The organism is Streptomyces sp. PL-29 (genome assembly GCF_058344425.1).
In genome coordinates, this window is the sequence record NZ_CP136996.1 from 2,423,600 (window position 1) to 2,444,647 (window position 21,048).

Below are 21,048 nucleotides of genomic sequence, written 5' to 3' on the forward strand. Positions count from 1 at the left end.
CCCCTCCGAACGGCGGCGGGAACCCCAAATGATCGATCATTTAGGTGATGTTTCCCACCGGTATGCGGCCGGAGAGCCGCGCCGCCACCGCCGTGTACCTCCTACCTGCGGAAACGGTCCGCACGGCCTGACCGAGAGCCTTTCGGGACCCGACGAGGACGACCAGCTTCTTCGCCCTGGTCACCGCCGTGTAGAGCAGATTGCGCTGGAGCATCATCCAAGCCCCGGTGGTGACCGGGATCACCACGGCGGGATATTCACTTCCCTGGGAGCGGTGGATGGTGACGGCGTAGGCGTGGGCCAGCTCGTCGAGCTCGGAGAACTCGTAGCCGATCTCCTCGTCCTCCTCCGTCCGCACCGTCAGGCGCTGTTCGTCCGCGTCCAGGCCGACAACCACCCCGACGGTGCCGTTGAAGACGCCGTTGGCCCCCTTCTCGTAGTTGTTGCGGATCTGGGTGACCTTGTCGCCCACCCGGAAGACCCGGCCGCCGAAGCGCTTCTCCGGCAGGTCGGGGCGGGCCGGCGTCATCGCCTGCTGGAGCAGCCCGTTGAGGTTCCCGGCGCCCGCCGGGCCGCGGTGCATGGGTGCGAGCACCTGGACGTCCCGCCGGGGATCGAGGCCGAACCTGGCCGGGATCCTGCGGGCCGCCACGTCCACGGCGAGCACGCCCGCCGCCTCGGTGTCCTCCTCGGGGAAGAGGAAGAAGTCCGGCAGCCCGTCGGTGATCGGCGGCAGCCCGGTGTTGATGCGGTGCGCGTTGGTGACCACGCCGGACTGCTGGGCCTGCCGGAAGATCCGGGTCAGGCGCACCGCGGGCACCGGGCCGTCCTCGGCCAGCAGGTCCCTCAGCACCTCCCCCGCGCCCACCGACGGCAGCTGGTCCACATCCCCCACCAGCAGCAGGTGGGCCCCCGGGGCCACCGCCTTGACCAGCTTGTTGGCCAGCAGCAGGTCCAGCATCGAGGCCTCGTCGACCACGACCAGGTCGGCGTCCAGCGGCCGGTCCCGGTCGTACGCGGCGTCCCCGCCCGGTTTGAGCTCCAGCAGCCGGTGCACCGTGGAGGCCTCGGCCCCGGTGAGCTCCGACAGCCGCTTCGCGGCCCGTCCGGTGGGTGCGGCCAGCACCACCTTGGCCTTCTTCGCCCGGGCCAGCTCGACGATGGAGCGCACGGTGAAGGACTTGCCGCAGCCGGGCCCGCCGGTGAGGACGGCGACCCGGCGGGTCAGCGCCAGCCTGACCGCCTCCCGCTGCTCGGGGGCGAGCGCGGCCCCGGTACGCCCGGCGAGCCAGCCGAGGGCCTTGTCCCAGTCCACGTCCTGGAAGGACGGCAGCCGGTCGTCCTCGGCGCGCAGGAGCCGGCGCACCTGCCCGACCAGGGACAGCTCGGCCCGGTGGAAGGGCACCAGGTACACGGCGGTCAGCGGGTCGGGCCCGCCCTGCGGGTCCGGCACGGACTCCCGCACGACCCCCTCGGGGTCGGCGGCGAGCTCGGCCAGGCACTCGATCACCAGCCCGGTGTCGACCTGGAGCAGTTTGACCCCGTCGGCGATGAGCTTCTCCTCGGGCAGGAAGCAGTGGCCCTGGTCGGTGGATTGGGACAGCGCGTACTGCAGTCCGGCCTTGACGCGCTCGGGGCTGTCGTGCGGGATCCCGACGGCCTGCGCGATGCGGTCCGCCGTCAGGAAGCCGATGCCCCACACATCGGCGGCGAGACGGTAGGGCTGGTTGTTGACGACGGAGATGGAGGCGTCGCCGTACTTCTTGTAGATGCGCACGGCGATGGAGGTGGAGACGCCGACGCCCTGAAGGAAGACCATGACCTCCTTGATGGCCTTCTGCTCCTCCCAGGCGGCACCGATCAGCTTCGTCCGCTTGGGCCCCAGCCCGGGGACCTCGATCAGGCGCTTCGGCTCGGCCTCGATCACGTCGAGCGTGCCGGTCCCGAAGTGCTCCACGATCCGGTCGGCGATCTTGGGTCCGATGCCCTTGATCAGGCCGGATCCGAGGTACCGGCGGATGCCCTGGATGGTGGCCGGCAGGACGGTCCGGTAGTTCTCCACGGTGAACTGCTTGCCGTACTGCGGGTGGGAGCCCCAACGGCCCTCCATGCGCAGTGATTCGCCGGGCTGCGCGCCCAGCAGGGAGCCGACCACGGTGAGCAGGTCGCCGGCGCCGCGGCCGGTGTCGACGCGGGCGACGGTGTAGCCGCTCTCCTCATTGGCGTAGGTGATGCGTTCGAGGACGCCCTCGACCACCGCCCGCTGCACCGCCGCCCGTACCCCGTCCGTTTCCATGACCCGAAACTACCGGGCCGCGCCGACATCCCGTCAGGCCTGTGGACGAGGCCTCGGACAGCGCGAAGGGGGTCCCGCCTCGCGGCCGGACCCCCTCACGGTTACCCCTCCCGTGTCGGACTTCCCGATCCCCCCGGATCCCTCCCCGGAAGTCCCGACGCACCCTACGACCCTCGACCCCCACCGCAGGGTTGCATCCGAAGTCCCACCTTTATGTTTCCGTTACCCAACGCCTATCCGAGGTGCTGGCAAATCGGTACGGACGTAGCGTTTCAGGCATGAGCGAATCCTCATTGCAGGACGACGTGCTGGGCGAGCTCGGTGACGACCGGCTGAACGAGATCGCCTCGCTGCTCGGCACGGACACCGCCGGAGCGCGCGACACGGTGACGACCACGGTCGGGGCGATGACCGGCGGCCTCCGGCAGCAGGCCGACGCCGACGACGCGGACGGCGCGGAGGTCCGCAGGGCCCTCGCCGAGGTCGCCGAGCCCCCGCTGCAGGGCGTGTCCACGCTGGGCGGCGGTCTCGGCGGGCTGCTGAGCGGCGGAATGATGGCCGGGGTGCTGGCCAGGCTGAGCCGGCCCGTGGCCGACGCCGTCGCGAAGAAGACCGGGATCCCCGCGGCCACCGTCAGCCGGGTCGTCGAGCTGCTGATCCCGGTCCTGCTGGCGGTGTTCGCCAAGCGCGCCGCCTCCGGCCGGGCCGCCGGCACGCCCGCCGGAGGAGCCCCCGGCGCGCCCCCCGCGGGCGGGGGCGGCCTCGGCGACCTGCTGGGCCAGGTCCTCGGCGGCGACAGGAAGTAGCCGCCCCGGTGCCCGCACGGGCCGGGCGGTCCGGCGCGCGCGGGGCGTCCCCCCGGACCGCCCCGCGCGCTATCCTCGGGCGCCATGGACACGCCCGCGGCACCCCAGGCACCTGCGGACCCCGGGGCGAAGGGCCTGCTCCTGCGCGACCCGGCACCCGGCGAGCTGGGCTGGATCGTCCAGCGGCACGGCGCGCTGTACGCCGCCGAGTACGGCTGGAACGCCTCGTTCGAGGGCCTGGTGGCCCGGATCGTCGCCGACTTCGCCGAGGACCACGACCCGTACCTCGAACGGGTCTGGATCGCCGAGCTGGACGGACGGCCGGTGGGCTCGGTGATGTGCGTACGCGAGGAGGGCGCACCCGGCACCGCCCGGCTGCGGCTGCTCCTGGTCGACCCGGCGGGACGCGGCCGCGGCATCGGCAGCCTGCTGGTCGACACGGTCGTCTCCTTCGCCCGCTCGGTGGGCTACCGCGAGCTGGTGCTGTGGACCAACGACGTGCTGACCGACGCCCGCGGGCTCTACCTGAGGGCGGGCTTCACCCTGGTCGCCGAGCGCCCGCACCGCTCCTACGGGGTCTCCCTCATCGGGCAGGACTGGCGTCTGCCGCTGCAGGACGGCTCGCCGCGCTGACGGCCCCGCCGACCGGCGCGCGGGCGGCCGTACGGGGCCCCGGCCGTGCGGGGGCCAGCGACGTCAGTGCCACCCCGCCCACCAGCAGCACCGCCGCCACCCAGCGCAGGCCCGACACCTGCTCCCCCAGCAACAGCGCGGCCGATGACATCCCGAAGACCGGTACGAGCAGGCTGAACGGTGCCACCGCCGAGGCCGGGTAGCGGCGCAGCAGGTAGCCCCAGGCCCCGAAGCCCAACACGGTCGAGACCCACGCGACGTAGGCGATGACGCCCGCCCCGGACCAGTCCAGGGCCCGCAGCGCGGCCAGGTCGCGTTCGGGCCCCTCCAGCAGCAGCGACAGCCCGAGCAGCGGCAGCACCGGCACGGTACACACCCACACCATGAAGTTCAGCGCGTCGGGCGGGGATGCCTTGCGGGTCAGCACGTTGGAGACGCCCCAGCAGGCGGCGGCAGCCACGACCAGCGTGAAGCCGAGCACCGGCCCGGAGCTTCCCCCGTCCACGGCGGCGACGACGATCCCGGCGAGCGCCACGGCCATGCCGGTCACCCTTGCCCGGCCCGGCCGCTCCCGGAGCACGACGGCGGCCAGGACGGCGGTGAAGACGGCCTGGACCTGCAGGACCAGGGAGGACAGCCCGGCCGGCATGCCCGCGTCCATGCCGGTGAAGAGCAGTCCGAACTTGGCGATGCCGAGGGCGACCCCCACCCCCACGATCCACTTCCAGGCGACCTTGGGCGGCCCGACGAAGAACACGGCGGGCAGGGCGGCGACGAGAAAGCGCAGCGCGGACAGCAGCAGGGGCGGGAAGTGGTCGAGTCCGACCTCGATCACCACGAAGTTGAAACCCCAGACGGCGGCGACGAGCACGGCGAGTGCGGTGTGTACGGGACGCATGAACCGAGCATCGACCGGCCCGACCGTGTAGCACCAGCACGGATCTCTTCATCCATGGATGAAGCATCGCTGACGAATAGCATGGGGGGCATGCTCGATCTCGCCCGGCTGCGCGCACTGCACGCCGTCTCCGTCCACGGCTCGGTCGCGGGCGCGGCGGCCGCCCTCGGCTACACCCCCTCCGCCGTCTCGCAGCAGATCGCCAAGCTGGAACGGGAGACCCGCACCACCCTGCTGGAGCGGCGCGGACGCGGGGTCGCCCTCACCGAGGAGGCCCGCCACCTGGCGGACACCGCACGGGAGTTGCTGGCGATCGTGGAGCGCGCCGAGACCACTTTGGAGGAGCGGCGCGGCCGGCCGAGCGGGCTGCTCACGGTCGCCGCGTTCGCCTCGGCCGCGCGCGGCCTGCTGCCGGGGGTGCTGGCCGATCTGGCCCGCCGTCACCCGGCCCTGGACGTGCGCCTGACCGAGGTCGACCCGCACCTGTCCGTCGACCTCGTGGCCCGCGGCGTCACCGATCTGGCCGTGGCCCACGACTGGGACATCGCCCCGCTGCCCGCTCCCGAGGGGGTGGAGCAGGCCCTGATCGGGGACGACCGCTGCGACCTGGTGGTGCCGGCCGGGCATGCCTTCACCGCCCGGGAAACCGTCCGGCGCTCCGACCTCGGCGGTCAGCGCTGGGTGTGCCAGCCGCCCGGAAGGGTCTGCCACGACTGGCTGATGCGGACGCTGCGCACCGCCGGCTTCGAGCCGGACATCGTGCACGTCGCCGAGGAGAACCACACCATCGTCGCCCTGGTCGCGGCCGGTCTCGGGGTGGCGGTCGTCCCCCGGCTGGGCACCGGCGTGCTGCCTCCGGGGGCCGTGGCCGTCGCGCTGGAGCCGGGGCCCGTCCGCAGGCTGTACGCCCTCTGGCGGACCGGCGCCGCCCGCCGCCCGGCCATTACCGAGACGGTCCGCACCCTCCAGGAGCACTGGGCCGCGTCGGCCCCCCGTGCGGGCGGTCCCCCGGCCGGCGGACCGCCCGCACCGGCGGGGCGACACGCCCCGACACGCCCGGCCCCGCCCGGACGGCAGGGGTAGGGTCCGGCCCGTGCCGAACCACGCCTCCCGCCGGAACCTGCTCGCCGCGGCCGCCGCGGCCGCCGCCACGGCCGTGGGGGCTGTCGCCGCCACCTCGGGGCCCGCCCGGACCACCGCCGTAGACGCCCGCAACCCCGAGGAACCCGCGGGCCGCCGGCCCGACCTGGCCCGGCTGCGACACGCCGTCGACCGCATGAGCCTCGCCGAGAAGGTCGGCCAGCTCTTCGTCTGCCGGGCCTACGGGCATTCCGCGACCGATCCCGACCCGGCCGACGCCGAGGAGAACCGGGCGCAGTTCGGCGTGCGCACCGCCGCCGAGCTGGTGTCCCGCTACCACCTGGGCGGGATCGTCTACTTCGCCTGGGCCCACAACACCCGGACCCCGCAGCAGATCGCGGCGCTCTCGGCTGGCCTCCAGCAGGCCGCCCTCACCACCGGCTCCCGGATCCCGCTGCTGCTCTCCACCGACCAGGAGCACGGTGCCGTCGCCCGTATCGGCAAGCCCGCGACCCTGTTCCCGGGGGCGATGGCCCTCGGCGCCTCCGGTTCCGCCGCCGACGCCCGGCGCGCCGCCCGCATCGCGGGTGCCGAACTCGCCGCCATGGGCATCCGGCAGGACTACGCACCCGTGGCCGACGTCAACGTCAACCCGGCCAATCCGGTCATCGGCGTACGCTCCTTCGGCTCCGACCCGCAGGCCGTGGCGGAGCTGGTGGCGGCCCAGGTGCGCGGCTACCAGGGCGCCGGCGTGGCCGCCACCGCCAAGCACTTCCCCGGTCACGGCGACACCGAGACCGACAGCCATGTCGGGCTGCCGGTCATGCGGCACACCCGCGCCGCCTGGGAGGAGCTGGACGAGCCGCCCTTCCGGACCGCGGTGGAGGCCGGCGTCGACGCGGTCATGACGGCGCACATCGTCTTCCCCGCGCTGGATCCCTCGGGTGACCCGGCGACCCTCTCCCGGCCGATCGTCACCGGCATCCTGCGCGAACGCCTGGGCTTCCGGGGGGTGGTGGTCACCGACGCCCTGGACATGGCCGGGGTCCGCCAGAAGTACGGCGACGATCGCGTGCCCGTACTGGCTCTCCTGGCGGGCTGTGACCAGCTGCTGAACCCGCCGGACCTGCCGCTGGCCCACCGCAGCGTGATGGCGGCCGTCGCGTCGGGCGAGCTGGCCGAGAGCCGCGTCGAGGAGTCCGTGCTGCGGATCCTGGAGCTGAAGGCCCGTCGGGGCCTGTTCGACGAGGTCCGTCCCTCGGCCCAGGCGGTGGAGGCGACCGTCGGCGTGCGCGGGCACCTCGACGCCGCCGACCGGATCGCGGCCGCCACGACGACCCTGCTGGCGAACCCCGGCGGGCTGGTGCCGCTCGACGCCGGGGCCGCGCCCCGACTGCTGGTCACCGGGACGGATCCGGTCTCCCCCACCGCCGGCACCGGACCGCCCACGGTCGTGCTGGCCCGGGAGTTGACCGCGCTGGGCTGTCGGGCCGCGGCGGTGGCGCCGGCGCGCGCGGCCGCCGCGGCGCCGGGGCACGCGGCGGTGCTGGTGTGCACGTACAACGTCCCGGAGGAGGGCGGGACGCAGCGCACCCTGGTGGCCGACCTGCTCGCCACCGGTGTCCCGGTGATTCTGGTGGCGCTCCGCAATCCCTACGACTCGGCCCGCCTGCCGGCCTGCGCGGCGGAGCTGGCCACGTACTCCTGGGGGGACGCGGAGATGCGCGCGGCGGCCCGGGTCCTCACCGGGGCGGCCCGGCCCGAGGGCCGCCTGCCCGTTCCGGTACCGGGCCGCTACCCACTGGGCCACGGGTTGACGCTCGACACCTGAGACGCGGACCCGAGACGGGGCATCCGGTGTCCGAGGTCCGACACGGCGGAGGGCGTGCCCGCGGGATGCGGACACGCCCTCGCCGCCCACCGGCCGGGGCTACGGGCGCAGCTGGGGCTCACGCTCCAGGTCGCGCAGGTCGAGCTCGGCGTCCGGGGCGGCCAGCGGTGCCGCCCGGCCCGGATCGGCGAGCGCGGCGGCCGGGGCGACCCCGGCCCACTGGAGGATCTTGGCGGTGGCCAGGGCCTTCTCGCCGTCCATGAGCTTGGCGACGTTCGCGCCGTGGTTGGCGCCCGGGGCGATCATCACGTAGCTGTCGTGCGCCGTGTACCCGATGCGGAACGGCTCGGCGCCCCACGGGTCGTTCTGCCCGTACACGAACAGCATCTGGTGGGCGTTGTCGCGCACCCACCGGTCGATGTCCGCCATGGCTCCCGGCTGGAAGGTCATGGGGATGTCGCGGGGCACGAAGTTGCGCGGCGGCTGGTAGCCGTAGCGGCTCAGGTTGCCCAGGTGCGGCTGCTTGATGTTCGGGGAGCCGAGCTGGGTGCCCGCCTGGTAGTAGTACGGCGTGTACGTCTCCAGGCCCTGGTCGGTGTAGGCGGAGAAGCCGGAGATCGCGTCGATCGAGTCCCAGATCTGCTGGTCGGTGGCGGTGGCCGCGGCCGGGATCGAGCCGCAGTCGGCCAGCAGGCTGTACTGCCAGAAGGCCCACACGTAGTCGAGCACGACGGCCTCGTAGGCCCGGTCCAGGCTGCCGACGGTGGTGAAGGTCCAGCCGTTCTCGGCGGCGGCCGCCGCGTACCTGGCCTCCAGCGGCTCGCGGCGCACGAGGGCCTCGCGCTGGAGGGCGTTCAGCCTGTCGCGGCACTCCTTGGTGCCGACCTTGGCGAAGAACCGGTCATAGGCCGAGTCCTGCTGGTCGACGACGTCGTTGGGCGCGACGTACGCGACCACACCGTCCATGTCGTGCGGGTAGAAGCGCTCGTAGTACGTCGCCGTCATGCCGCCCTTGCTGCCGCCCGTGGCCAGCCAGTTCTTCTTGTAGATCTTCTTCAGGGCGGTGAAGATGCGGTGCTGGTCACTGGCGGCCTGCCAGATGTCGAGGTTGGCCCAGTCGGCCGGGGCGGGCCGGGAGGGCGTGAAGAACCGATACTCCATGGACACCTGGTTGCCGTCGATGATGGCCGTCGGCTCGCTGCGGCGCGGGTTGGTGCTGACGTTGTAGCCGGAGGTGAAGAACACCGAAGGACGCGAGACGTCCTTGTGCAGCAGGGTCAGGCGCTGGGTGAAGGTGCCCTTCCACGGCTGCCGGTGGTCGACCGGCTGCTCGTAGTTCAGCACGAAGAATCGGTAGCCGGGGTACGGCTTCTCCTCGATCAGGCTCATCCCGGGAATGCCGAGGATCTGGTCCTTGATGTCCGCGGCGGCCGCTGGCCCCGCGGCGGTGGCCGCCTGAGCCGTGGAGCCGGCCGCACCCATGGTGCCGATGAGCACCACGAGCGACAGCAGCCATCCGAGCGTCTTGCGCATTCGCCCTCCCCTTGGGTTCACTTCGGTCGCCGTGAACCTAGCGGGGCCAACACGCTTCTGAACAGACTCAGTTGGGACTGTCCGTCAGCAAAGGATCCAGCCGGAGTCGGCCGAGCCGGCTCCCACGTTCCCCTTGACGTACACACAGCGGCTGATCGCCCCCACGGTGACGGGCCCGGCATGCCGGGTGAACCGTCCGCCGTCGCGCACGGGTGCGCCGCCGCGCGGCTGGATGCTCACCGCCATCCGCCGCCGCTCTCCGGCGGTCCGGGCCACGGCCATCGCACAGGCCCGGCTGCGGCTCTTGTAGACGCGCAGCTCGCCCGCATCGAAGGGCACCGTCCGGACCAGCCGGCCCGCACACCCGCCGCCGGCGGCCCGGACGGGCGCCCCGGCGAACAGCCCGCCGACGCAGAGCCACAGGGCCGCTGTGAGCGCTCCCAACGACGCGGCCCGACGGCCCCGCCCGCTCAGCCCGTTCACCATCCAGTCCCCCGATCGGTCGTACGCACGACGCACGCGCGCACGCACGTACGACGCCCGGACGCCGCGAAAGGTTGCCGCCCCCAAGGACCGGACCCGTCCCGCCCCGGTCCGCCCCTCGCTCGTACGGGTGCATCCGCAACTCCCCGGCGGGAACGGGGGAGTTCGCAACCCACCGGGACATTACGCTAGGTGACCGCAAGCCCGCACAACGTGTCCGCAGAGCCGGGGGCGGACGGAGCCGTGAAAGGCACTCACATGACGAACGACCTGCTCGACCGCAAGCTGGAGCGCGCCTTCACGCACCTGGACGCCGACCGGAGCGGGGTGATCGACGCCGACGACATCATCGCGCTCGGCTCCCGGCTGCTGACCGCCCTCGCGGAGCCGGCCGACTCGCCGAGGGCCGCCCTCGTGATGGGCGGGCTGGCCGACTTCTGGCAGGACCTCTTCACCGAGCTGGACCTGGACCGCGACGGCAAGGTCACGCCCGAGGAGTACAAGCTGGGCATGACCCGGCTGTACGCGCAGGGCGGGCCGGCCTACGACCGCTCCTTCCGCCCGATGATGCGGGCGCTCCTCACGATCGTGGACACCGACGGCGACGGGCGCATCAGCCCGGAGGAGTTCCACCGGGCGCAGGAGGCCTTCGACACGAACCTGAGCCCCGCCCACACCGAGGCGCTGTTCCGGCGGATCGACGCGGACGGGGACGGCACCCTGACCGTGGACGAACTCCTCGGCGCGGTACGGGACTACTACACCGGCGAGGACGAGGACGCCCCGGGGAACCTGCTGTTCGGCGAGTTCTGACCCGGGGGCCCGGCCTTTCAGGCCGCCGCGTGCTCGTCCTCCCCGACGAAGGTGCGCCACAGCTCCGCGTACCGCCCGCCGAGCGCGAGGAGGTCGGCGTGCGGGCCGTCCTCGACGACGCGGCCCCGGTCCATCACGACGACCCGGTCGGCGCGCGCGGCGGTGGTCAGCCGGTGCGCCACGACCAGGGTGGTGCGCCGGCCCGCCAGCCGGTCCGTCGCCCGGTTGACCTGGGCCTCGGTGGCCAGGTCGAGGGCGGCGGTGGCCTCGTCCAGCAGCAGCACGTCCGGGTCGACCAGCTCGGCGCGGGCCAGCGCGATCAGCTGGCGCTGGCCTGCGGAGAGGTTGCGGCCGCGTTCGGCGACGGTGTGCAGGTAGCCGCCGTCCAGGGTGGCGATCATGGCGTGGGCGCCGACCGCGCGGGCGGCGGCCTCCACCTCGGCGTCGCTCGCGTCCGGCCGACCGTAGGCGATGGCGTCGCGAACCGTCCCCGGGAAGAGGTACGACTCCTGGGGGACGACGCCCAGCCGGTGGCGGTACTCCGTCAGGTCGAGCTCCCGCAGGTCGGTGCCGTCGGCGGTGATCCGCCCGGAGGTCGGGTCGTAGAACCGGGCCACCATCTTCACCAGCGTGGACTTCCCCGCCCCGGTCTCGCCGACGAAGGCCACGGTCTGCCCGGCGGGTATGCGCAGGCTGATCCCGGCCAGGGCGTCGCCCTTCTCGCCGCGTTCGGCGGCCGTCCCGTACTGGAAGCGGACGTTCTCGAAGGCGATCTCGCCGCGCAGCTCCGGCAGTTCACGCGGGGCGGCGGGCCGCGGGGTGGTGGTGGGCTCCCGCAGCAGCCCCTGGATGCGGCCGAGGGAGACGGTGGCCTGCTGGTAACCGTCGAAGACCTGGGAGAGCTGCTGGACCGGGGCGAAGAAGAGGTCGATGTAGAGCAGGTACGCGACGAGGGCGCCGGTGGTGAGCGTCCCGGCCTCCACCCGGCCCGCGCCGACGATGAGCACGGCGGCCGCGGCGGCCGAGGACAGGAGCTGGACGAACGGGAAGTAGACCGATATCAGCCACTGGCCGCGGACCCGGGCCTGCCGGTAGGAGTCGCTGCGCTCGGCGAAGCGGGTGGCGCCGGAGCCCTCGCGGCGGAAGGCCTGCACGATGCGCAGGCCGGAGACGGACTCCTGGAGGTCGGCGTTGACCAGGCTGACCCGGTCGCGGGCGAGCTCGTAGGCGGCGACCGACCTGCGGCGGAACACGATCGTCCCGACGACCAGGACGGGGAGGGTCGCGAAGACGATCAGCGCGAGCTCGACGTCCAGGACGAGCAGGGCGATCAGGATCCCGAAGAAGGTGAAGACGGAGACGACGGCCGTGACCAGCCCGGTCTGGAGGAACGTGGACAGCGAGTCCACGTCCGTGGTCATCCGGGTCATGATCTTGCCGGTCAGCTCGCGCTCGTAGTAGTCGAGCCCCAGCCGCTGGAGCTGGGCGAAGATCTTGACGCGGAGGGAGTACAGGACGCGCTCGCCGGTGCGGCCCGTCATCCGGGTCTCGGCGAACTGTGCGGCCCACTGGGCTACGACGACGGCGAGGGCGAGCCCGGCGGCCACCCAGACGGCGCCGAGCACGGCCGCTTCCACGCCCTGGTCGATGCCGTGGCGGATCAGGATCGGCAGGAGCAGTCCGGATCCCGCGTCCACGGCCACGAGGGCGAGGCTGATGGCGAGCGGTGCCCAGAACCCCCTGAGCAGGCGGCGCAGCCCATAGCTGTCCTCGGCGGCGGCCGCGCGGGTCTCGTCCACGTCGGGCCGGTCGTCGGCGGGCGGCAGCGCGGCCACCTGGGCGAGCAGTTCGGGAGTGGCGGGCGTCCCGGCCACCGCACCGGCCATCGAGTGGCCGGCTCCGGGCACGCCCACACCGGCGGCGGGGGCCGTGCCGGGGCCGGTCGCCGCGTCCGGCTCCTCACGTCGGCGCCACAGCTCGGGGGTGATCCCGGCGGGGACCCTGCGCTTGGCGTTGACGGGCTCGGAGTCGATCTCGGCTTCCAGCTCGATGTCGCGTTCGAGGTCGCGGTCGAGCTCGCTCTCGAACTCGGCCATCGCGAGGGCGTCCGGGGTCCGCGGCGAACCGGCGCCGAGCGCGTCGGGGTCGGTCAGCAGCCTGCGGTAGAGCGGCGAGCGCTTCTGGAGCTCTTCGTGCGTCCCGATCTCGGCGAGCCGCCCGCGGTCCAGCACGGCGATCCGGTCGGCCAGCGCGAGCGTGGAGCGGCGGTGGGCGATCAGCAGGGTGGTCCGGCCGGCCATGACGGCGCGCAGGGCCTCGTGGATCTCGTGCTCGACGCGGGCGTCCACGGCGGAGGTGGCGTCGTCGAGGAGCAGCAGCCGGGGGTCGGTGAGGATGGCGCGGGCCAGGGCGATGCGCTGGCGCTGGCCGCCGGAGAGGGTCAGGCCCTGCTCGCCGACCTTGGTGTCGTACCCGGCGGGCAGCGCCCGGACGAATCCGTCGGCCTGGGCGGCGCGGGCGGCGGCCTGGATCTGCTCGTCGGTGGCGTCGGGATGCCCGTAGGCGATGTTCGCCCGGATGGTGTCGGAGAAGAGGAAGGAGTCCTCGGGGACGAGGCCGATCGCGCCGCGCAGGGACGTGTAGGTCAGCTCGCGGACGTCGTGACCGCCGATGCGGACGGTGCCGCGGTCGGCGTCGTAGAAGCGCGGCATGAGGAGGGAGACGGTGGACTTTCCGCTGCCCGAGGCGCCGACGACGGCGACGGTCTCGCCCTCCGCCACCGACAGCGAGAAGCCGTCGAGGACGGGCCGCTCGGGGTCGTAGCCGAAGCGGACGTCCTCGAACTCGACGGTGGCGGGCGCGTCGGCGGGCAGTTCGTGTACGCCCTCCCGGATCGCGGGCTCGGTGTCGATGAGCTCGAAGACCCGCTCCGCGCCGGCCCGGGCCTGCTGGGCGACGGTGAGGACCATGGCGAGCATGCGGACGGGGCCGACGAGCTGCGCGAGGTAGGTGGAGAAGGCGACGAAGGTGCCGAGGGTGACCTGCCCTTCGGTGGCCATCCAGCCGCCGAGGGCCAGCATGGCGACCTGGGCGAGCGCGGGCACGGCCTGGAGGGCGGGGGTGTAGCGCGAGTTGAGGCGGATGGCCCGCATCCGCCCGGCGAACAGCCGGCGCCCGGCCTCGCGGAGCTTGCCGGTCTCCTGCTCCTCCTGGCCGAAGCCCTTGACGACGCGTACGCCGGTCACGGCCCCGTCGACCACGCTCGCGACCGCGGCCGCCTGGCTCTGCGCGTACCAGGTGGCGGGGAAGAGCTTCCTGCGGCTGCGCTTGGCGATGAACCAGAGCGCGGGCGCCATCAGCAGCGCGACGACGGTCAGCAGCGGCGACAGCCACAGCATGATCCCGAGGGACATCCCGAAGAGCAGGAAGTTCCCGATGGTCATCGGGAGCATGAAGAGCAGGCCCTGGATCAGCTGCAGGTCCGTGGTGGCGCGCCCGACGACCTGCCCGGTGGACAGCTCGTCCTGGCGCCGCCCGTCGAGGCGGGAGATGGTGTCGTACATCTCGGTGCGCAGGTCGTGCTGCACGTCGAGGGCGAGGCGTCCGCCGTAGTACCGGCGTATGTAGGTGAGCACGTACACGAGCAGGGCCGCGGCCACGAGCATCCCCGCCCAGGGACCCATGGGCTTGGAGCGGTCCCCGATGACGTCGTCGATGATCACCTTGGTGACCAGTGGCACGAGCGCCATGACGGCCATCCCCGCCAGCGAGGAGCCGAGAGCGAGCAGCACGTTCGCCCTGTACCGCCAGGTGTGGGCGGCCAGCCGCCTGACCCAGCCCCGTTTCTCCCCCGCCGCTGTCTGTGCCGCCGCCACGTAGGCCTCCCCGTTCGGTCCTGTCCTGCCGGAAGCGGGAACGCCCCGACCGGCGGATTTCATCCCGCCGCAACCATTCGAACGTGTACTCCGGGCGCCTCCGGCGCACCCGGGGAGCCCCGGTTCGTGGTCCGTCCGGGTCGCGGGGCCGCTTCGCGCGGGTACGGGTTCAGACGGGTACGGGTTCAGAGGTGGGTGGGGGCGAACATCCTGAGGGTGGCCGGGAGGACCAGGACCGAGGGGCCCGGGGTGGCGAGGGCCTTCCTGAGGTCACCCGTCAGCGACTCCGGGGTGGTCGTGGCCGCCGGGACGCCGAAGGACCGCGCCAGGGCGGCGAAGTCCGGGCGGGTGAGGTCCGTGCCCGTGGTGCGGCCTTCGAAGGCGTCGGTCATGTACGCGCGCAGAATGCCGTAGCCGCCGTCGTCCACGATCAGCCAGGTGACGTCCAGATCGTGCTGCCGGGCCGTCGCCAGCTCCGCGAGCGAGTACATCGCGCCGCCGTCCCCCGAGACGGCGAGCACCGGGGTGCCCGGCTCCGCGACGCAGGCGCCGAGGGCCGCCGGGAAGGCGTAGCCGAGGCCGCCCGCGCCCTGGGCCGAGTGCATGGTGTTGGGGTGCCTGGCGTCGAAGGCCGACCACGCCCAGTAGGACAGGATCGTCATGTCCCAGAAGGACGGCGAGCGGGCCGGCAGCGCGGTCCGGATCGAGGCCAGGAGGGACTGCTCCAGGGCCAGGTCCTGGTCCGCGAGGCGGGCCGCGATGTCCTCCAGGACCATGCGGACCCGCTCGGGGGCGTGGTCGTCCTGCCGCTCGTCCACGGTCTCCAGCAGCGCCTGGAGGGCGAGGCGGGCGTCGGCGTGGATGCCCAGGGCCGGGTGGTTGGACTCCAGCTTGCCGAGGTCCGCGTCGATCTGGACGACCCGGCCCGTGGGGAAGAAGGTGTGGTAGTTCGAGGACAGCTCGCCCAGGCCCGAGCCGACGACGAGGAGCACGTCGGCGTCCTCCAGGAAGTCCGTCATGTGGCGGTCCTCCAGCCAGGACTGGAGGGACAGCGGGTGCGTCCAGGGGAAGGCGCCCTTGCCGCCGAAGGTGGTGACCACGGGTGCGCCCAGCCGCTCCGCCAGCTGCCTGAGCTTGCCGGAGGCGTCCGAGCGGACGACCCCGCCGCCCGCGATGATCACCGGGCGGGAGGCCCGCGACAGCCAGTGGGCCGCCACCGCGGTCAGCTCCGGGCGGGGCGCGAGCTCGTGCGGGGTCGCGTCCATGCCCGTGACCTGCGGGACGATCGTCTCCGACTGCAGGACGTCCTCCGGGATCTCCACCCAGACCGGGCCGTGCGGGGCCGTGAGCGCTGACTCCCAGGCCTCGGCGACGACCGAGGGGATCTGGGAGGCGGTGCGCGCCTCGTGGACCGACTTGACCACGTCGCGGAAGGACGCGGACTGGTCGCGCAGCTCGTGCAGGTGGCCGCGCCGCCCGCCGCCGAGGCCTGCGACCGGCACCTGGGAGGAGATGGCGAGCACCGGCGCGGAGGCCGCCGCCGCCTCCGCCAGGGCCGGCAGGGCGGTGAGCGCGCCGGGGCCGGTGGACAGCAGGAGGGGTGCCGCCTCGCCGGTGATCCGGCCGTACGCGTCCGCCGCGAATCCGGCGTTGTTCTCCACCCGCAGGGTGACCAGCCGCAGGTCGGAGCGCCCCACCGCGTCGAAGAGGCCGAGGGCGTGCTGCCCCGGCAGTCCGAACACGGTGGTGGCGCCCAGCGAGCGCAGCGTCTCCACGACCAGGTCTCCGCCCGTGCGCCCCGGCGGCGGCGCGAGCGCGGCGGCCGTCTGGGCCGCGGTGGGACGGAGTACCAGGTCGTGGTCGTGCGTCACGGGGTGCGGTGCCCTTCTTGCTTCGCCTCGCCTTGCTTCGCCTTCGGCCTACTTCGCCTTCGACGCCGCGATCTGGCGGCTCATGATGGTGGTGAGCTCGTACGCGGTGTGCGAGGCCGCGACCGAGGTGATCTCCGCGTGATCGTACGCCGGGGCGACCTCGACCACGTCGGCGGAAACGAGGTTGCAGGAGGACAATCCGCGGATGATCTCCAGCAGCTCGCGGGAGGTCATGCCGCCCGCCTCGGGGGTGCCGGTGCCGGGCGCGTGCGCCGGGTCCAGGACGTCGATGTCGATGGAGATGTAGAGCGGGCGGTCGCCGATGCGCTGGCGCAGCTGGTCGGCGACCTCGTCGGCGCCGCGGCGGTAGACGTCCGCCGAGGTGACGATGCCGAAGCCCATCTTCGCGTCGTCGTCGAGGTCCTGCTTGCCGTACAGCGGGCCGCGGGTGCCGACGTGGGAGAGGGCCTCGGTGTCGAGGATGCCTTCCTCGACGGCGCGGCGGAACGGCGTGCCGTGGGTGTACTCGGCGCCGAAGTAGGTGTCCCAGGTGTCCAGGTGCGCGTCGAAGTGCAGCAGGGCGACCGGACCGTGCTTCTTGGCGACGGAGCGGAGCAGCGGAAGGGCGATGGTGTGGTCGCCGCCGAGGGTCATCAGGCGGGAGCCGCCCGCGAGGAGCTCGTCGGCAGCGGCCTCCACCGTCTCGACGGCCTCGTTGATGTTGAAGGGGTTCACCGCGATGTCACCGGCGTCCGCGACCTGCGCGAGGGCGAAGGGGGAGGCGTCCTGCGCCGGGTTGTAGGGGCGCAGCAGGCGGGAGGCCTCGCGGATGGCGTTGCCGCCGAAGCGGGCGCCGGGGCGGTAGGAGACGCCGGAGTCGAAGGGCACGCCGACGACGGCGACGTCGGCGGAGCCGACCTCGTCGAGGCGGGGCAGCCGGGCGAAGGTCGCCGGGCCCGCGTAGCGCGGGATGCGGGAGGAGTCGACGGGTCCGCGCGGCTGCGTGCTCATGGCTGTGCCTCTTTCTCTGGCCTGACGTGTGCGGTCCTTCGAGCGTAAGTGCGCCACACGCGGGTGGGGAGTGTACGTTTCATCCATCTGGCCCTGCTGATGTGTACGGAGTATCCATGGCTGCCGCTGCTCGTGATCCGGAGTACGGCAACGGACCGGCAGGTGAGCCGTTCACCCCGCCGGTGTCCCTCACCTCGCTGCTCGCCGACCGGGAGCTCGGCCTGCGCCACCTGGCCGGACCGGCCGCCGCCGGGGTGCACGGCGTGCACGCCTCCGAGATGCCCGACCCCTCCCCCTACCTGCTCGGCGGCGAGCTGCTGCTGACCGCCGGGGCGGGCCCGGCCGAGGACCCCGACGGGTACGTGGCCCGGCTGGCCGGGGCGGGGGCGGCCGCCCTCGGCTTCGGCGTGGCCCCGGTGCACGAGGAGGTCCCGGCCGCACTGGTCGAAGCCTGCGCCCGGCACGGGCTGCCGCTGCTGGAGGTTCCCCCGCGGACCCCGTTCTCGGCAGTCGCCCGCGCGGTGGGGCGGCTGACCGCGGAGGCCCGGACCCGGGAGCTGCGCCGGACCACCGAGGCCCAGCAGGCCCTGGCGGCGGCCGCGGCCCGGCCCGATCCGGTCCCGGCGGTGCTGGCCCGGCTCGCCGCGAGCCTGGGCGGCTCGGTCGCCCTGTGGCCGGGCGGCCGGACGGCGGGCCCGGAGCTGCCGCCCCTCGCCCGGGAGGCGCTCTCCGCGCTGCTGGCCCGGGTCGGCCGCGAGGACGGTCCCGCCACGGCGACGGACCGGGCGGGCGGACACCACCTGGCCGCCTACACCCTGGCCGGGCGGGCCGCACTGGGCACCGCGACCCCGGCCCGCACGCCCGGCGACCACACCGTGGCCTCGGTGGCCGCCGTACTGCTGACCCTGCTCACCGCCGAGCGGCCCGCCGGGGTCGAGGCCGCGGCCCTGACCCGGCTGCTGCTCGACGGGGATCCGGCCGCCGCCCTGGCGGCCGGGCCGTGGTACGCCGTGCACGCCCGCGGCACCGGGGACCCGCGGGCCCTGGCGGCCGCGCTGGGCGCCGTACTGCTGGACCCGCACGAGGGCGGCGTACGCCTGCTGACCGAGCGGGAGCCCGGCGCGCAGCCCGGCTGGCGGCTGGGCGTGAGCGCCCCGGCGGCGCCGGACGCGCTGCCGGCCGCCGGCGCCCAGGCCGAGCGGGCCCTCCGGCGCGCGGAGGCGGCCCGCACCCCGCTGGCCCGGCACACCGATACCGGCTTCGCGGGCCTGGTCGGGGAGGCCGAGGCCCGCGCCCACGCCGAGGCCCTGCTCGGCCCGCTCTCCCCCGCGCTGCGCGAGACGCTGCGGGCCTGGCTGGCGCACCACGGCAGCTGGGACCGCGCGGCAGCCGCCCTGGGGGTGCACCGCAACACCGTGCGCCAGCGGATCGCCCGCGCCGCGGCACTCCTGGACCGGGACACGGACGACCCGGACGTCCGGATGGAGCTGTGGTTCGCGCTGCGCACCCCGGAGCCGCGCACCCTGGAGCCGAGCGGCGGCGCAGGCTCATCCGGCGGGGCGGCGTCGGGCGGTGGGACGGACGCCGCGCGGCACCCCGGCCGTGCGGGCGGCAGGGCGGTGCGACCGGACGGAGGCGGCACGTCGACCGCCGTCGGCCACGCGGGTGAGCCACCCCACTCCACCCGTGGCGGCTCCGCTCTGGACAGCCAGAGTGACCGACCGGTAACTTAGTCTGAGCAAGCGCTTAGCCATAGGCGGCGGACCGCCGCGACCGAAGGGAGCCGGCCGTGCGCCGCACCGTTTTCAACGAGGACCACGAGGCGTTCCGCGAGACCATCCGCGCCTTCGTCGAGGCCGAGGTCGTCCCCGTCTACGACGAGTGGTTCGCCGCCGGCCAGGCGCCGCGCGACTTCTACTACAAGCTCGGCGAGCTGGGCGTCTTCGGCATCAACGTGCCCGAGGAGTTCGGCGGCGCCGGCCTGGACACCCACAAGTTCGAGGCCGTCCTCTACGAGGAGACCTCCCGCGCGGGCGTGAACTTCGGCGGCTCCGGCGTGCACGTGCTGCTCGCCCTGCCCTACATCAAGATGCTCGCCGACGACGAGCAGAAGAAGCGCTTCCTGCCGAAGTTCGTCTCCGGCGAGGAGATGTGGGCGCTGGCCATGACCGAGCCGGGCACCGGCTCCGACGTCGCGGGCATGAAGACCACTGCCAAGCTCTCCGAGGACGGCACCCACTACGTCCTGAACGGCGCCAAGACCTTCATCACCGGCGGCGTGCACGCCGACCGCGTGATCGTCTGCGCCCGCACCTCCGCCCCGAGCGAGGACGACCGCCGCTTCGGCATCTCCCTGTTCGCCGTGGACACCAAGTCCGAGGGCTACTCCATCGGCCGCAAGCTCGACAAGCTGGGCCTGAAGACCTCCGACACCGCCGAGCTGGCGTTCGTCGACGTGAAGGTCCCGGTCGAGGACCTGCTGGGCGAGGAGGGCAAGGGCTTCTACTACCTCGGCCACAACCTCGCCTCCGAGCGCTGGGGCATCGCCTTCGGTGCGTACGCCCAGGCCGCCGCGGCCGTCCGGTTCGCCCAGCAGTACGTCACTGAGCGCACCGTCTTCGGCAAGCCCGTCGCGCACTTCCAGAACACCAAGTTCGAACTGGCCGCCTGCCAGGCCGAGGTGGACGCCGCCCAGGCCGTCGCCGACCGCGCCCTGGAGGCCCTGGACGCCGGCGAGCTGACCCCGGCCGAGGCCGCCTCCGCGAAGCTGTTCTGCACCGAGGTCGCGCACCGCGTCATCGACCGCTGCCTCCAGCTGCACGGCGGCTACGGCTACATGAACGAGTACCCGATCGCCCGCCTGTACGCCGACAACCGCGTCAACCGCATCTACGGCGGCACCAGCGAGATCATGAAGTCGATCATCGCCAAGTCGATGGGTCTGTAAGTCCCCTTGAACGAGGCACTGACGGATCTCCTCGATCTGCTCGACCTGGAGCAGATCGAGGAGAACATCTTCCGCGGCACCAGCCGTACCTCCCTGGTGCCGCGCGTGTTCGGCGGCCAGGTGGCCGCGCAGGCCCTGGTCGCGGCCGGGCGCACGGTGCCCGCGGACCGTCTGCCGCACTCGCTGCACTCCTATTTCCTGCGCACCGGCGACTCCGGCGCCCCGATCGTCTACTCCGTGGACCGGATCCGCGACGGGCGGTCCTTCACCACCCGGCGCGTGGTCGCCGTCCAGCACGGGCAGCCGATCTTCCACCTCTCCGCGTCCTTCCAGACGTACGAGGAAGGGCTGGAGCACCAGGTCCCGATGCCGTCCGCACCGGACCCCGAGTCCCTGCCGACGGCCGCCGAGGCGCTGCCGCGGTACCGCGAGACCTTCCGCGACCCGGGCACCGTCGAGCGGCTGCTGGAGGCGCGCGGCGCGGTGGACCTGCGGTACGCGACCACCCCGCCCTGGGGCACCGTCGGCGAACCGCTGGAACCGCGCTCGCAGGTCTGGTTCCGCACGCAGGGCAAGCTGGCCGACGACCCGCTGCTGCACACCTGCCTGGCCACCTACGTCTCCGACATGACCCTGCTCGACGCGGTCCTGCTCGCGCACGGGCGCGGCGGCTGGGCGGTGGGCGACGTGGTCGGCGCCTCGCTCGACCACGCGATGTGGTTCCACCGGCCCTTCCGCGCGGACGAATGGCTGCTGTACGACCAGGAGTCCCCCTCGGCCCACGGCGGCCGCGGCCTGGGCCAGGCCCGCATCTACACCCAGGACGGCCGCCTGGCGATCACGGTCATCCAGGAGGGCGTGGTCCGCGTCCCGCGGACCTGACAGCGCGGCGGACCGGAGTCCGGGACCGCCGCCCCGCTCCAGAACTCTCGCAGCACCGGCTCGACGTGGCGGCCATCGGGGCCGGACAC

General features: G+C 73.5%; 14 protein-coding genes and 1 pseudogene. 8 read left to right on the plus strand and 7 right to left on the minus strand.

Annotated features, from left to right (window positions below; all coding sequences use genetic code 11):
* Positions 1-40: 40 nt before the first annotated feature.
* Entirely contained in the window at positions 41-2,296 is a 2,256-nt protein-coding gene (gene recD2 / locus R4Z63_RS11070) for an SF1B family DNA helicase RecD2 (RefSeq protein ID WP_384445944.1), read from the minus strand.
* 278 nt (positions 2,297-2,574) lie between these two features.
* Here recD2 and R4Z63_RS11075 point away from each other — a divergent pair, with 278 nt between their 5' ends.
* Positions 2,575-3,102 (plus strand): DUF937 domain-containing protein, encoded by a 528-nt coding sequence (locus tag R4Z63_RS11075; RefSeq protein ID WP_384445945.1) that lies wholly within the window; start codon positions 2,575-2,577, stop codon positions 3,100-3,102.
* Between the two features lie 84 nt (positions 3,103-3,186).
* Positions 3,187-3,735, plus strand: coding sequence for a GNAT family N-acetyltransferase (locus R4Z63_RS11080; protein ID WP_052030849.1), 549 nt, complete (start codon positions 3,187-3,189; stop codon positions 3,733-3,735).
* Here R4Z63_RS11080 and R4Z63_RS11085 read toward each other — a convergent pair.
* A complete protein-coding gene (locus R4Z63_RS11085) occupies positions 3,686-4,633 on the minus strand; it encodes an EamA family transporter (RefSeq protein WP_384445947.1) in 948 nt (315 codons plus the stop codon). The genes R4Z63_RS11080 and R4Z63_RS11085 overlap by 50 nt on opposite strands.
* Positions 4,634-4,723: 90 nt before the next feature.
* On the opposite strand from R4Z63_RS11085, the gene R4Z63_RS11090 reads away from it, so the two are divergent.
* Positions 4,724-5,716, plus strand: coding sequence for a LysR family transcriptional regulator (locus R4Z63_RS11090; protein WP_052030847.1), 993 nt, complete (start codon positions 4,724-4,726; stop codon positions 5,714-5,716).
* 10 nt (positions 5,717-5,726) lie between these two features.
* A complete protein-coding gene (locus R4Z63_RS11095; protein WP_384445949.1) occupies positions 5,727-7,544 on the plus strand; it encodes a glycoside hydrolase family 3 protein in 1,818 nt (605 codons plus the stop codon).
* A 99-nt stretch (positions 7,545-7,643) separates the two neighbouring features.
* Here the strand turns inward: R4Z63_RS11095 and R4Z63_RS11100 are convergent, their stop codons facing one another.
* Together R4Z63_RS11100 and R4Z63_RS11105 are read right to left on the minus strand one after the other, a co-directional pair.
* Positions 7,644-9,077, minus strand: a complete 1,434-nt coding sequence (locus R4Z63_RS11100; RefSeq protein ID WP_384445950.1) for a S28 family serine protease — start codon at positions 9,075-9,077, stop codon at positions 7,644-7,646.
* Positions 9,078-9,161: 84 nt separating this feature from the next.
* Positions 9,162-9,563, minus strand: coding sequence for a hypothetical protein (locus tag R4Z63_RS11105; protein WP_384445951.1), 402 nt, complete (start codon positions 9,561-9,563; stop codon positions 9,162-9,164).
* Positions 9,564-9,818: 255 nt separating this feature from the next.
* On the opposite strand from R4Z63_RS11105, the gene R4Z63_RS11110 reads away from it, so the two are divergent.
* The gene (locus R4Z63_RS11110) at positions 9,819-10,373 is read left to right on the plus strand and encodes an EF-hand domain-containing protein (protein WP_037923544.1); all 555 of its coding nucleotides are present in this window, start codon (positions 9,819-9,821) and stop codon (positions 10,371-10,373) included.
* 17 nt (positions 10,374-10,390) lie between these two features.
* On the opposite strand, the gene R4Z63_RS11115 is transcribed toward R4Z63_RS11110, so the two are convergent.
* The 3 genes from R4Z63_RS11115 to speB all read right to left on the minus strand — a co-directional run bounded on the left by R4Z63_RS11115 (position 10,391) and on the right by speB (position 17,130).
* On the minus strand, positions 10,391-14,248 hold the full coding sequence (locus R4Z63_RS11115) for an ABC transporter ATP-binding protein (protein WP_384445952.1): 3,858 nt from the start codon (positions 14,246-14,248) through the stop codon (positions 10,391-10,393).
* Between the two features lie 185 nt (positions 14,249-14,433).
* Positions 14,434-16,119 carry a thiamine pyrophosphate-binding protein gene (locus R4Z63_RS11120; RefSeq protein WP_384445953.1) on the minus strand — a complete coding sequence of 562 codons (1,686 nt, stop codon included), beginning with the start codon at positions 16,117-16,119 and terminating at the stop codon, positions 14,434-14,436.
* A 48-nt stretch (positions 16,120-16,167) separates the two neighbouring features.
* Positions 16,168-17,130 carry an agmatinase gene (gene speB, locus R4Z63_RS11125; RefSeq protein WP_030840481.1) on the minus strand — a complete coding sequence of 321 codons (963 nt, stop codon included), beginning with the start codon at positions 17,128-17,130 and terminating at the stop codon, positions 16,168-16,170.
* A gap of 116 nt (positions 17,131-17,246) precedes the next feature.
* On the opposite strand from speB, the pseudogene R4Z63_RS11130 reads away from it, so the two are divergent.
* From R4Z63_RS11130 to tesB, 3 genes and pseudogenes are all read left to right on the plus strand, one after another.
* Positions 17,247-18,635: pseudogene (locus R4Z63_RS11130) on the plus strand (PucR family transcriptional regulator); the annotation flags it as partial.
* A 284-nt stretch (positions 18,636-18,919) separates the two neighbouring features.
* Complete coding sequence (locus R4Z63_RS11135; RefSeq protein ID WP_384445954.1) at positions 18,920-20,077, plus strand: acyl-CoA dehydrogenase family protein; 1,158 nt, start codon at positions 18,920-18,922, stop codon at positions 20,075-20,077.
* Positions 20,078-20,083: 6 nt separating this feature from the next.
* Positions 20,084-20,959, plus strand: a complete 876-nt coding sequence (gene tesB, locus R4Z63_RS11140) for an acyl-CoA thioesterase II (protein ID WP_037923538.1) — start codon at positions 20,084-20,086, stop codon at positions 20,957-20,959.
* The last annotated feature ends 89 nt before the right edge of the window (positions 20,960-21,048 follow it).